Genomic DNA, 13,103 nt, shown 5'->3' with positions numbered 1-13,103 from the left:
ACTGGAAGAAAAATTAGGTGAAAAACCTGAATAAAAACTCGGGGTTTTGACTAAGCAAACACCCCGAGGAATTTAAAAAATACGAATTTCGACTAGTTTAACATAAGTCGAACAGAATTAACGATTCTGCCAAATGCTTAATGCACCCTTTCGTGTCGCAACATAGAGCTGATCATCAATCACACGTAAAGTACGCACTTCGCCAGACGTCTTCGCACGACCAATCAATTCACCTGTCGCAGGGTTCAGCATGTGCAATACGCCATCTAGATCACCGACAATCAAGTCTTGGCCTAACATCACTGGATTACTCAATTGGCGGTTCAGCAAGCTGTCATTTTCCCAAAGCTTTTGACCCGTGCTAATTTCATAAGCCACTAACTTGCCGTCAGTTTGCGCCACAAATACACCATTACCCACCACTTCAGGGCGCTGCGTACTACTCGAATCTTCACTCCACACCACTTGCTGTGAAGCCAAGTCTGTCATGGTCACTTGACCTTGATAGCTGGTCGTAATCAAGTACTGACCTGCCACTACAGGATCACCATCGACATCATTCAAACGTTGAATATCCGAACGACCATCCGACACAGCTACACGGCGCTGCATACGTGGCACGCCTGTGAGCACATCTAAAGCATAAACATAGGCATTAGCTGAAGAAATCAGCACTGTACGCGCATCGACAGGAACAGGCGCTGCATTACCACGTAAGCTAAGTTGTACATTCGGTAAGTTATAGGTCCACACTTGCTGACCTGTTACCAAATCATGCGCAAAAACAGTGCCATCATTACTTACAGAAATAACACGACCAGCTTGAATCAACGATGGCGCAAGAAGTGCACCCGTTAATTGTGCTGTCCATTTTTGCTCGCCAGTTGCCTGATCTAAAGCAAACAATTGACCTTTGGCGTTGCCTACAATGACATGACCATCGGCAGCTTCAACGCCTGAACTCAAACCGGTTTTAGATACTTCTTTCTGCCATAGTTTTTGTTTGCCTTGATACGCCGTTACGACACCTTTAGGGTCAAGTGCAAAAACTACACCGTTGTCTGCATCTAGGCGTAAACGTAAAGGATCAGCAGTCGAAGTTGAAGACACACTTTGAGAAAATACAGGAGTCAGGGTTTTCGCCTGCGTCAGTTTTGGAAGTGGATTCGGCTTAACTTCTTCTACTTTTCCGCTACTTGCACAACCCGCAAGTGCTAAAGTTAATACGGTTAATGCGCACGAAATTTTGTATTTTCTATTCATTCAGTTTCTTCCGCTGCTGTTTCTATAAGTGGACGTTCGATTTCAGGATCATCAACTAAAATACCAACACTTTCGAGTTTAATTTGTAAAATTTGGCGTTCTTGTTTACGTTCAACCAACTGACCCCATGCACTTTGGTAGGCTTTTTTCGCATTTTCGATGTCATTTTTAGCCACATAGACATCGCCTAAAGCTTCATCGGCTGTCGCTTTAAAAGCAGAATCTTTTACCAATGCGAGGTTTTTAATCGCATCATCAAACTTCTTTTGCGCCAATTGTGCATACGCTAAACGCAATTTCACAATTTGCACTAAGCCGTCGTCATCCACTTTCGAGTTTTCAACTTTCTTCAACGCTTTTTCAGCACTAGCATAATCCGCTTTGTCATAGGCCAATTTTGCCATTAACAATTGCGTTTGAATGGCCTGCGCCGAATCTGGTGCTTCTTTCACAATTTTGTCCGCAGTTGCAGACAAGGCTGTAAATGCATCGCCTTGCGTTGCACGTGCTTCATCCATTAATTGCTGAACTTTAGCTGTGTTCATCTGATTCTCGGCCAAAGTTTTCTTCTGCCAGTATTGCCATCCAAAAAAGGCAATCAGCGCAATTAAAATCCCACTAATAATGGCTGAACCATATTTCTTAGTGAAAGACTTTAAACTATCAAGTTGCTCTTCATCACTTAATGCGCTCATGTGACTACCCTTTCCTTATATTTTCGCTTATTTTGAAGAAAATTTTTCAATCATAAATGGCACGATGTCATCCACCGCAACCAAAGTTTGTTCAGCTGTCGCCAACTCTTTTACGGCAAACTGAGCAGCTTCCACCTCGCGCTCACCCAAAATGAGGGCAAACAATGCGCCAGACTGATCCGCTTTTTTCATTTGCGACTTCATTGAACCATGTGATCCAACTTTCAAACGAAGCGTGCTTGATGCAGCATCTAACTGGTTACGAATTTGTTCTGCAAGGACCAAAGCTTTGCCTTGAGAAGCGGGATCTGCCAATAAAAACATTTCGCAGTCACGTATAGGTGTAGCGTCTTCGACTTGCTCAAGCAATAACAACAGACGCTCCATGCCCATCGCAAAGCCAACTGCAGGTACAGACTGATCGGCCTTGCCTTTAAGCTGACCCACTAAGCCATCGTAACGACCGCCCGCACAGACTGTACCTTGTGATCCCAAATGCGTGGTGGTCCACTCAAATACAGTTTTATTGTAATAATCTAAGCCACGCACCAGTTTTTGGTTAATCACGAAGCTCACACCTGCATCAGTTAAATACTGCTGCAAAGTTGCAAAGTGCTGTAGCGTCTCTTCCCCCATAAAGTCATGCAACTTCGGCGCATTTTCTAAAATGGCTTGGGTTTTTGCATCTTTAGAGTCAAGGATACGTAGTGGGTTGGTGGTTAAACGACGCTGTGAATCTTCATCCAAATCATTTTTATGTGATTCTAAGAACTCCACCAATGCCGCACGATAAGCTGCACGCTCATCAGACTCACCCAAAGTATTCAACTCAAGTTGAACTTTATCTGCCACACCCATGCGTTTCCACAGACGTGCTGTCATCAAAATCAGCTCAGCATCCATATCTGGGGTTGCCACACCAAAGGTTTCCACGCCAAATTGGTGGAACTGACGATAACGACCCTTTTGCGGCTTTTCATAACGGAACATCGGCCCGATATACCAAACACGAGGCGTCGCACCGCGAAGCAAGTTATGCTCCAGCATGGCACGTACACAGCCTGCCGTTCCTTCAGGACGCAAAGTCAAAGACTCAGGCGGATTACCTTTGTCCAAGAAGGTGTACATTTCTTTTTCAACGATATCCGTTGCATCACCAATCGAACGTTTGAACAAATTGGTTTGCTCAACAATAGGCAAACGAATTTGCTGGTAGCCATATGCATCCATCAATGATGCGAGATGCTGTTCAAGACGTCTCCACGCTGGTGTTTGCGTAGGAAGAATGTCATTAAAACCTTTGATTGCGACAATTGAACTCATGATGAACTACGGATGATCTCTTTAGATTTAGCTTCTTCAAGCTCTGAAACACGCTGACGAACCATCGTTTCGATTTCGTCAACCAACTGATTTGTGTCAATTAAATGGCTCTTTTCACCATTACGATACACCAGTGAGCGTGGACTTGCACCAACTACACCAATATCGGCTTCTTTGGCTTCACCCGGACCATTCACTTTACACCCAATCACCGACACATCCATTGGGGTACGAATATCTTCTAAACGCTCTTCTAAGGCTTGCATCACTGAAATCACGTTAAACTCTTGACGTGAACAGCTTGGACAAGCAATGAAGTTAATGCCATTTGAGCGAAGACTTAGTGATTTTAAAATATCAAAACCAATCTTAATCTCTTCTTCAGGTTCCGCTGCCAAGGAAATACGCATGGTGTCACCAATGCCATCCAACAACAAACCGCCCAATGCAATCGCAGACTTCACTGAACCTGTACGGTAAATCCCAGCTTCTGTCACACCCAGATGTAACGGATTATCAATTTGCTGTGAAAGTAGGCGATAAGCATCCATGGTTAAAAACACATTGGATGCTTTCACTGAGACTTTGAATTCGTGGAAATCTAAACGGTCTAGAATATCAATATGGCGCATCGCCGACTCAAGCAATGCCTGACCAGTTGGCTCACCATATTTCTTTTGAATATCTTTTTCCAGTGAACCTGCATTCACCCCAATACGCATAGAAATATCGTTATGACGCGCTGCAGCCACCACTTCACGAATTTTTGCTTCAGAGCCAATATTTCCGGGATTAATCCGTAAACAGTCCGCCCCCAAGTCCGCAACACGCAGTGCAATCTTGTAATCAAAATGAATATCTGCAACCAACGGCACTGATGAACGCTTACGAATTTCACCAAAAGCCTCTGCAGCTTCCATCGTCGGTACAGAAACACGCATGATGTCCGCACCTACATCTGCACAGCGCTGAATTTGCGCTAGCGTTGCTTCCACATCACAAGTTTCAGTATTGGTCATACTTTGAATGCTGATGGGTGCATCACCACCGACATAGACTGAACCTACACGAATCTTGCGAGTAGGCTTGCGTTTAATTGGATTTACAATCATTGCTTTTCCTTGATCCCATTAACGTGACAAGCGGAAATCTGCTTTTCCACCGACGGTATATGGTGACAATGAAATACTTTCATTATTTAAGCTGAGTGACACAGCAGCGGCATCATCGATACGAATTTGAAAAGGTGTCTCGCCAGCAAGCTCAAGTGTAGAGGCTTGACGCCCTGTTGCCAGTACTTTGCCAGTTGAATCGACAATATGTACAGACGTAGGACGATTGAACTCAAGCTTCAACTGATCCCCTGTGGTTGCAGCAGCCCCATTCATATTGATGATTTGTACATCAGATTCTGTCTGCGGAGTCGTAGTCTCATCTGTACTGCCTGACCAATTCTGGATCATGCCGAACAACGCTGCCAAAATCGCAATTACAACAATCGCAATCAGTCCACGTTTCAACCATTTACGGTTACGATCACGGTTAGAGCCGGGTAATTTACCCATGATTTTAATCGGTGAATTATTCAATGCGTGATTTGGCAATAGCCCCGTATCATTGGCATAGATGTCATCAAAACGCTGAATAATCGTAGTAGCATCCACTTTTAGGAACTTCGCATAAGTACGATAGTAACCCTTAATGAAGGTTGCTTCTGGAAGTGCTGTATATTCGTCCTGCTCAAGTGCAGTTAAAGTCTTGAGTGGAATATTCAACTCTTTGGCAACGTCGCTTAATTCACGTTTTTGTGTAATACGAATTTGACGAAGATAATCACCCGGACGTTGGATATTTCCTAAAGCATTGCTAGAACCATTCGATTGTGGTGAATTAGGATTTACTTCCATACGGCCTCAGTAGTGTACTGTAATTGCAAATAACGTTTGTATTCTTGACTGTCTGGATACAATGCACGTAACTGGTTGACCAGTACTTGCGAACCCATCGTGTCATGATTTGCTCGCGCAATTCGGATCCCAATCCAAAGCGCACGCGCATCTAAGTTTTTCTCGCCCACCGCTCGCACAAACTGTTCATAGTATTGCGTAGCTTCAGCATTTTGCTGACGTAAATATGAAATTTCCGCCATTTCGATCATGGCAAGATAGGCACCTGAGTTTACCTGTAGGGCTTGTTTAAAAGCTGCTTCTGCTTCCGCCACTCGACCTACTTGTAGATACGCACGACCTAAATTTTCCAATGCTCGATAACGTTGATCATACCCTAAAGTTGAACCTGCAACTTGAAGTTGATCAATCGCGTCATTATAACGCCCAATTTGATATAAATACGTACCGTAGTTGTTACGAGCCTGTGCATTTTTTGGCTCAGCCGCAATTGCATGCTTAAAATAACGCTCTGCCTTTTCCACATTTTGTGGACTGCCTTCACGCTGTAACAACACGCCCATCATCATATTTGCAGATGCATCACGAGAGTCGATGTCTAATGCTTGATCCAATGTACGTTTCGCAGCATCGTAATCATTCGACTTAATATATTCAGCCGCCAACTGCGTTCTAACTTGTACCGCTTTACTTGGATCACCTTTCGTATTCACGGTTTGGCAACCCACCAAGTACCACACTGACACACCCAGTGTCAGCGCAAGGCAAAGTTTAGAAACGGGTTTTTTCAATTGGCATCCCCTTATATTATCCTTGTGAACGTAGAATCTCGTTTTTCTCTGCTACTTTCTTTTTCCACTGCTCAGCACGACGTGTTCGATCGGCCACTTGACCGACCAATTGTCCGCAGGCAGCATCAATATCATCACCACGCGTTTGACGAATCGTACACACAAATCCGGCGTCAGACAAAGTTTTTTGGAAAGAAATAATGCGGTTGCGACTTGAACGACCATAAGGCGCATGTGGAAATGGATTAAACGGAATTAAATTAATTTTACTTGGTAAATTCTTCAACAGTTTAATCATCTGCTGTGCATGCTCAGGATGATCATTCACCCCATCCAACATCACATATTCAATCGTGACATGCTTACGCGCACTTTCATTACCGTCTTTAGCGATATAACGCTGACATGCTGCAATCAGCTGTGCCAATGGATATTTTTTATTGATTGGAACCAATTCATTTCGCAGTTCGTCATTTGGTGCGTGTAGGGAGATTGCCAATGCAACATCAATATCTTGTGCCAATTGATCAATTTTCGGCACTACACCTGAAGTTGACAAGGTCACACGGCGCTTAGACATACCATAAGCAAAATCGTCTAGCATAATACGCATTGAGCTCAATACGGCATCATAGTTCAGTAATGGCTCGCCCATCCCCATCATTACGACGTTGGTCACCGAGCGCTCACGCTCAGCTACAGGCACATCTTCCATATAAGAATAGTTTGCGACCCATAACTGACCAATAATCTCATCTGGGTTTAAGTCGCGCTGAAAGCCTTGTTTACCGGTTGAACAGAATGAACAATCCAGTGCACAGCCTACTTGAGATGAAATACATAAAGTACGGCGTAAACCACTGCGATGTTCAGCAGGAATCAATACGGTTTCAACCAAAGAACCTTCGCCCTCACCGACACGAAAGACCCACTTACGCGTACCATCTTTAGAATAGTTTTTATGCACCACTTCTGGCGCTTTAATTTCACAGAGCTTTTCAAGTTTTTCACGCAATTTACCTGAGATATTGGTCATCTCAGCAAAATCAGTCACAAAAAACTGGTGAATCCATTTCATCACCTGTCCTGCACGAAACTTTTTTTCTCCCATATCTTCGAAGAATTTTTCAAGCTGCGGACGTGACATGCCAAGTAAGTTCACTTTCGCAACAGAGTTTTGCTGTGCAGGAGCGGATGGAGATTGTTGCTGTTCAGCCGAAACTGTAGAGACAGCGACCACTTCAGTACTCATGTGTATTACCTAAACCATGTCTAACGATGAAAGGAGAAGCTCAATAAACGAGCAGAAATTTATTCAGGGAATAAAAAAACCAGATAAGTATAATAACACTTATCTGGTTTGAATACTTCGAATTAACGAGTACGTGGAGCAATCTCAGTTTGAGCGAAGAAGTAGTTAACTTCACGATCAGCAGATGCTACAGAGTCAGAACCGTGAGCAGCATTTTCGTCGATGCTTACAGCGAAGTCAGCGCGGATAGTGCCTGGAGCAGCTTCTTTAGGGTTAGTTGCGCCAAGAATTTCGCGGTGAGCAAGAACTGCGTTTTCGCCTTCAAGAACTGAAACAACAACTGGACCAGAAGTCATGAACGCAACTAGGTCAGCAAAGAAACCACGTTCTTTGTGCTCTGCGTAGAAACCTTCAGCTTCAGTTTGAGTCAAGTGTTTCATTTTAGTTGCAACGATTTGAAGACCAGCTTTTTCAAAACGAGCAAAAATGTCACCGATGTGGTTTTTAGCAACTGCGTCTGGTTTTACGATAGATAAAGTACGTTCAATAGCCATGATTGGCTCCTTAAGTCAATGTAGACATGAAAATTTTGGCGCATTATACCGACATAATGCACAATTTTCTGCTTTTACTCTGTAAAAAGTTGCTTTTTTCGATACAAGGATTATCGCGCTTCGTCAATCCATGCCATTTGAATTGCTTCAAGCAAACCTTCAGTCGACTTGGTCGGATCATCACTAAAGTCTGGTAAGGCACACACCCAAGCATGTAAGTCTGTAAAGCGAATCCACTGCGGATCGACATCTGGATGAGCTTCATACAACTCAATAGCAATATCAATAGTGTCTGACCAACGTAAGCCCATGGTGGAGTCTCATCACAATGTAGAAGATGCTGTACTGTAGCAAACTCTGAAATTTAAGCGCTAGTTTGTTTGAGATAAAATTGGGCTTTTTTACAACACAATATTTAAAAATGGTGCACTACAAATTAAAGCGACGGCTACGACTGCACCTATAGCCGCTCCGACCAACACATCACTTGGATAATGCAGCCCTAAAATCATGCGTGATGCAGCAACCAGAACAGTAAAAGGCAACATAAGCACCAATAAAATTGGCTGTACGAAGCCCAATAACGTACTGACCATCACCGCATGTAAAGTATGACCTGAAGGAAAACTAAAATGGTCAAGCGGTCGCTCACCCATTCGAATCACCTGATGCACTTGATAGGGTCTTGGGCGAATGGTTTTAATTTTTAGGACTTTATAAATTAAAGTCCCGCACAATGAACCAAGCACCAAATACACGATTTGCAAACTGTAGACCAATCCTTGCAACAACCAAGTTAAAGCCAACATGGTGTACCAAAAGATGCCATCCCCCAATCGACTGATCCGCTTAAAAAAATTGGCTACAGCATGCGAATGGGAAAAATGATTGAGATAGACACAACCTTTTAAATCTAAATCTAATATTCTTATTTTTGCAGTTTTAAGATTCATACCACTTCTCCTTAACAACAATGTTGAAAGTTCAGCTGGAAAATCATTGTTATATGACGATTTAATTCATCAAAATCGCTTCTCGTTAAGCTCATATTAAAGGGTGTTTTTGACAGTTTGATGATTTAAGTTAAAACCCATCAAAATTACCCAACTCGTCTTTATCACTAACGCTTTTAATACAGCTATTGGTTAAGGTGCTGCCTTAATATTGGCCACGTGATATAAGGCTTGCTCAAACTGTTTCACAGGATACTGCCAGCCCACACTTTCAATGTCTTGACGCGCTTGTGTTCCCATACATCTAAGCACCTTTTGCTCTGGCAACTGAATAATAGTTTGCATAAAGTGTGCCACTTGTCCAAAAGGACTCAACCACCCTGTTATACCTTGCTTGATATAACGCTGCGGACTGGCATAGTTATAGGCCACCACAGGTAAGCCACTAGCCATGGCTTCGAGTACCACATTACCAAAAGTCTCTATTTGACTAGCAAAAACAAAAGCATCTGCACTGGCGTAGACTTGAGCGAGTGACTGCCCTGTTAAGCTTCCCGTAAAAATAACATCTGAGCCATTTGCCATCTCAGTTAAGCGCTTGCGATCTGGCCCATCTCCCACAATCACCATTTTCAACTTGCGTGATTGCTGCTTCTTGATATTCAAATAACTTTGAATGAGCACATCGACTTCTTTTTCCGGAGATAAACGTCCCACATATAGCAACACAGAAGTATTGGCATCTGCTTGCCAACGCTGACGCAATTGTTCTGAGCGATACTCTGGATGGAAGCGAGTTGTATCGACTCCTCGTCCAACCTCAACCAAAGGACAAGTCACACCAAAGGCCTGGAGTTGATTTAACGTCGTTTGACTCGGCACACAGGTGAGTACCGTATGGTTATGAAACCAGCGAAGATAACTTTCAATCGGTTTAACCAGTAAAGCCAAATCAAAGAAGCGACTAAAGTCATGAAAAGTTGAATGAAATCCACTTGATACTGGAATCTGATGCGCTTGAGCAGCATACAGTGCGGTCAGCCCTAGAGGACCTTCCGTCACAATATGGACCACATCTGGCGCGAAGCGTTCAATCGCTTTGCTGACTTTAACATACTGTGGCATACCAAATTGCATGTCGGCATATTTAGGAATGCTTTTTGCCCAGACCAAACACTCATGTTCTGCCTGAAAGTCGGTACATATGGTTTTTTGTATTGGGCGGATGAGCTGAATACGATGCCCCAGTCTTTGCAAACCTTTACACAGTTGTAATAAAGAGTTCGCAACACCATTGATTTCTGGTGACCATGTTTCCGTCACGATGGTTATTTTTAACTTGGGTTTTAGTGTTTCTTGAAGGATAGAGAGTTCTTGCTGAATATTATGCTGATGTTGTTGCTTGAGATAAAACCGCTGAGGTTCTGGGAAATTGTGCTGTTTGAATAATTTTGTTGTCATTGAACCGATCATACTATTCCAAACTTTTCTTATTTTCCTCCAAGTTTAGGCAAACTATTTGACAGTTTTATGATAATGAATGCAATCAAATAAAAAGATACCTATGATTAGTAGGTATCTTTTTACATATTAATAGTTTAAAGACCTAAAATTTAAAACATCAAATTAATATACAAGCTATCTTTATACACACCTGCTGGGGTTAAGGCAGTTGGGCGCTCCATCAATTGCACCAAGACTACAAACTTATTTTGCTCAGTTGCTGGTTGAGCAATAGGGCTATTCCAACGTGATGCACTTGCTCCTGAAATATTCATTTGAGTTCTCAATTTATAGTTTTTCTCATTGACTAAATAACTACTCCCTGTTGCATTAGTTAAATTACGCGAATTGAATTTAATCGCGTAATTACTATCACAAGCCACTGAGAAAGAAGTTGCAGCTTGACTAAGATACGATGAACTTAGATTCAACTGGCTTGAAGTTAAACGCTCAATTTGACACTGTTTTGCATAAGCTATTGGGGTAGCCGCCACACAAAACAGCAGTATAATAATGTTCAGTTTCATGGCTCTACTCCATTTATTTACACTGAAGATCCAGTACTGATGAGTTGTCATCATTCTTAGTATCTGTAATTGTAAGTTCTGCAGAACAACTGCGTGCTTCTTTAGTTTTAATTTGTATCTTATATATTCCCGGAATCAAACCATAAAGCGTTACGCTACCATCGGTAGAAATCGGATAAACCTCTCCTTCACCATTATTATCAATATAAAGCTCCGAACCAGCAGCAAAAGACCGATTGTTACTGTCTACTGGTTTAACAGTGACTTGTTTCGCATGGAATACTGGGAAATTGATGATATAACCGCGTTGATTTAAAGCTGTTAATTGTTTGCTTGAATACTGTATTTTATCTTCGATAGGTAGTTGATTTTGATCAAATGCAATGTCGTATTTAACATAAGGAATAACATCATGAATAAAGGCATACCCCTTTTTATTGGTTTTATCAACATAGGTCAGCGATCTTAAAATATCAATATCTTGATAATCCCCTACTTTGACTAGAGTAAATGCGTTATCAACCATTTTAGTAAAACTGATTTTATTACCCAACCAAACAACTGCTCCTCGATAATTTAACTGTGATTCACGATCTTCACGACCCTGCACATGATAGAAATCTAAATCTCCTACATCTGTTTTAACAACACCATTAAAGTTAAACATCGTATCTTCACTACGACGGTTTACGCCAAGAGAATAATCGAAACCGACTTGATTGGAATCATATTTCACCAACTGGAGATTTGTATTTTGGTCAGCTGATTGACTAAAGTAAACGGACTTATTATCAAAACTGTAGCTAAGTGAAAGAATGCCGCCTGAGTCTTTCCTGTCACCAAAAGAGTTGAAATAGCTTAAACCAAATGAAATTCGACGACCAAAATTCCGATTAAACCCAACATTTATTACCTTTTGGTTACTATTAGGAAACTCAGGATTTTCATAGTATTTTTGTTCTGCATAGTTAATATTTAGATTATGTAAATAGGGCACATTACTCATACCAAAATATGCAAGATTTTCAAACTTCGGATAGTTAGAATTGGCACCTAACTCATCTCCTAAAAATTTAAAATCTTTTTCTGTATATTTTGAACTCGCCCCCATTGAAAATCGACCAAAGTCTTTACTTGCGGATAACCCATAGGAATAATTAAATTGGTTTTCATCATCATGAGAAGCAAGAACAACACTATCGAGAACAAAAATATTACTAATCGCTTGTGTCCACATGAACCCTATATTTTGTATATCTTTACTGTAAGATAAATTGCTTCCTAACGTAGTTGAGTTTGACATACCTCTGCGAAAATAAGTATTCACAAAGAAGTCCCTATAATCACTGCTATCCAAATTATAGTTGTAACGAAGTTTACCTGCTGCAACACTATATTCATTCAAACCAGATCGTAATAGTCTATTGGTCACCATAATAGGAAAGCTTTGTACACTTCGATTCCCGAGTACATCCTCAACTACAATTTGCGCATTACCTGCTTGTTGGATTTGTGCCCCCATCAGTAAGTTATAATCACCAGGGCTCACCTTTTGATTATAAATATTTACGCCATTTATATATAAATCAACAGTAGAAGGAACGCGTGCACTCCCTTGTAAACTTGGCATATTCCAGTACACAAAATTTGGTCTTTCAGTGTAATTCGTCCCCCAATTTAAACCTGCAAAACGTAAAGAATTAATCAAAGGGTTATATGTAGTTGTAGTATCCCCTATCGTTAAGCGGGTCATATGTTTAGGAAATTCAAAATCGACACTACTACTTAGGCGAACCACCCGCTCATCAGTGGGGGTATTCTGATACAACATCGAGTTTTTCATGATCCAATAATCTTTGAAAACCCCTAGCTCCATAAGTCCACTATATGAGTTATTAGAATTACTAGTTGCATAAAGAAAATCATAATTTATGAAACCACCAAAACTGGCTTTTTCTGGAATAACACTTCCATTTAAGTTATTAAAATCAGATTCAAAAGAGTCTGTAGGAATAGTCAATTTAATGGATTGTGATGAGTCATCAAACGCTGACTGAATTACTCCTGATGACACTGAACAAAACTCTGGCCGAGAGGAGAGCGTTTTTAATTGGCTCGTTGTAATTTGACGTTCTGCCAGTATATTACATTCAATATAGTATTGATCGCCTTCTTTTAATAAGGCAACATCCGTATGATGATCTAAATCATTAATCCATAAATTTGCAATATTTTCTTCCAGCACAGCTTCACTGGCATTCACATTTAGTGCAAAAAAAATATGAATAACGATAAGTATTCTTATTTTCGTATTCATCATAAACTCCCCACCTCA

General features: G+C 41.4%; 13 protein-coding genes. All 13 read right to left on the bottom strand.

The features are described 5' to 3' along the window. Positions 1-117: 117 nt before the first annotated feature. The gene (gene bamB, locus AC4CU2_RS02625) at positions 118-1,263 is read right to left on the bottom strand and encodes an outer membrane protein assembly factor BamB (protein WP_279664782.1); all 1,146 of its coding nucleotides are present in this window, start codon (positions 1,261-1,263) and stop codon (positions 118-120) included. Next, the gene (locus tag AC4CU2_RS02620; protein ID WP_279664784.1) at positions 1,260-1,958 is read right to left on the bottom strand and encodes a YfgM family protein; all 699 of its coding nucleotides are present in this window, start codon (positions 1,956-1,958) and stop codon (positions 1,260-1,262) included. The genes bamB and AC4CU2_RS02620 overlap by 4 nt, the downstream gene beginning before the upstream one ends. Positions 1,959-1,985: 27 nt before the next feature. Beyond that, the gene (hisS, locus tag AC4CU2_RS02615) at positions 1,986-3,281 is read right to left on the bottom strand and encodes a histidine--tRNA ligase (protein WP_004983518.1); all 1,296 of its coding nucleotides are present in this window, start codon (positions 3,279-3,281) and stop codon (positions 1,986-1,988) included. Next, positions 3,278-4,393, bottom strand: coding sequence for a flavodoxin-dependent (E)-4-hydroxy-3-methylbut-2-enyl-diphosphate synthase (gene ispG / locus AC4CU2_RS02610; protein WP_004697677.1), 1,116 nt, complete (start codon positions 4,391-4,393; stop codon positions 3,278-3,280). The genes hisS and ispG overlap by 4 nt, the downstream gene beginning before the upstream one ends. A gap of 18 nt (positions 4,394-4,411) precedes the next feature. Continuing rightward, positions 4,412-5,188, bottom strand: coding sequence for a helix-turn-helix domain-containing protein (locus AC4CU2_RS02605; RefSeq protein WP_151836404.1), 777 nt, complete (start codon positions 5,186-5,188; stop codon positions 4,412-4,414). After that, the gene (gene pilW / locus AC4CU2_RS02600) at positions 5,179-5,979 is read right to left on the bottom strand and encodes a type IV pilus biogenesis/stability protein PilW (protein ID WP_004983514.1); all 801 of its coding nucleotides are present in this window, start codon (positions 5,977-5,979) and stop codon (positions 5,179-5,181) included. The genes AC4CU2_RS02605 and pilW overlap by 10 nt, the downstream gene beginning before the upstream one ends. 16 nt (positions 5,980-5,995) lie before the next feature. After that, positions 5,996-7,231, bottom strand: a complete 1,236-nt coding sequence (rlmN, locus tag AC4CU2_RS02595) for a dual-specificity RNA methyltransferase RlmN (protein WP_004697671.1) — start codon at positions 7,229-7,231, stop codon at positions 5,996-5,998. 122 nt (positions 7,232-7,353) lie between these two features. Further along, the gene (gene ndk / locus AC4CU2_RS02590; protein WP_004983508.1) at positions 7,354-7,785 is read right to left on the bottom strand and encodes a nucleoside-diphosphate kinase; all 432 of its coding nucleotides are present in this window, start codon (positions 7,783-7,785) and stop codon (positions 7,354-7,356) included. A 110-nt stretch (positions 7,786-7,895) separates the two neighbouring features. Beyond that, positions 7,896-8,096, bottom strand: a complete 201-nt coding sequence (gene iscX / locus AC4CU2_RS02585; protein WP_004697668.1) for a Fe-S cluster assembly protein IscX — start codon at positions 8,094-8,096, stop codon at positions 7,896-7,898. A 90-nt stretch (positions 8,097-8,186) separates the two neighbouring features. Then, on the bottom strand, positions 8,187-8,738 hold the full coding sequence (locus AC4CU2_RS02580; RefSeq protein WP_004697666.1) for a phosphatase PAP2 family protein: 552 nt from the start codon (positions 8,736-8,738) through the stop codon (positions 8,187-8,189). A gap of 192 nt (positions 8,739-8,930) precedes the next feature. Beyond that, positions 8,931-10,211, bottom strand: a complete 1,281-nt coding sequence (locus AC4CU2_RS02575; RefSeq protein WP_490768228.1) for a glycosyltransferase family 4 protein — start codon at positions 10,209-10,211, stop codon at positions 8,931-8,933. A 140-nt stretch (positions 10,212-10,351) separates the two neighbouring features. Then, the gene (locus AC4CU2_RS02570) at positions 10,352-10,768 is read right to left on the bottom strand and encodes a hypothetical protein (protein WP_004983505.1); all 417 of its coding nucleotides are present in this window, start codon (positions 10,766-10,768) and stop codon (positions 10,352-10,354) included. Between the two features lie 13 nt (positions 10,769-10,781). Beyond that, entirely contained in the window at positions 10,782-13,085 is a 2,304-nt protein-coding gene (locus tag AC4CU2_RS02565; protein WP_348924116.1) for a fimbria/pilus outer membrane usher protein, read from the bottom strand. Between the last annotated feature and the right edge of the window lie 18 nt (positions 13,086-13,103).

The sequence above is a fragment of the Acinetobacter sp. 797_lipA genome (genome assembly GCF_058243025.1).
This window is presented reverse-complemented; position numbering and strand designations above follow the sequence as displayed.

Bases quoted from the DNA above. Each gene is read 5' to 3' on its own strand.
- bamB (WP_279664782.1), bottom strand. From the start codon at position 1,263: ATGAATAGAAAATACAAAATTTCGTGCGCATTAACCGTATTAACTTTA.
- AC4CU2_RS02620 (WP_279664784.1), bottom strand. From the start codon at position 1,958: ATGAGCGCATTAAGTGATGAAGAGCAACTTGATAGTTTAAAGTCTTTC.
- hisS (WP_004983518.1), bottom strand. From the start codon at position 3,281: ATGAGTTCAATTGTCGCAATCAAAGGTTTTAATGACATTCTTCCTACG.
- ispG (WP_004697677.1), bottom strand. From the start codon at position 4,393: ATGATTGTAAATCCAATTAAACGCAAGCCTACTCGCAAGATTCGTGTA.
- AC4CU2_RS02605 (WP_151836404.1), bottom strand. From the start codon at position 5,188: ATGGAAGTAAATCCTAATTCACCACAATCGAATGGTTCTAGCAATGCT.
- rlmN (WP_004697671.1), bottom strand. From the start codon at position 7,231: ATGAGTACTGAAGTGGTCGCTGTCTCTACAGTTTCGGCTGAACAGCAA.
- ndk (WP_004983508.1), bottom strand. From the start codon at position 7,785: ATGGCTATTGAACGTACTTTATCTATCGTAAAACCAGACGCAGTTGCT.
- iscX (WP_004697668.1), bottom strand. From the start codon at position 8,096: ATGGGCTTACGTTGGTCAGACACTATTGATATTGCTATTGAGTTGTAT.
- AC4CU2_RS02580 (WP_004697666.1), bottom strand. From the start codon at position 8,738: ATGAATCTTAAAACTGCAAAAATAAGAATATTAGATTTAGATTTAAAA.
- AC4CU2_RS02575 (WP_490768228.1), bottom strand. From the start codon at position 10,211: ATGATCGGTTCAATGACAACAAAATTATTCAAACAGCACAATTTCCCA.
- AC4CU2_RS02570 (WP_004983505.1), bottom strand. From the start codon at position 10,768: ATGAAACTGAACATTATTATACTGCTGTTTTGTGTGGCGGCTACCCCA.
- AC4CU2_RS02565 (WP_348924116.1), bottom strand. From the start codon at position 13,085: ATGAATACGAAAATAAGAATACTTATCGTTATTCATATTTTTTTTGCA.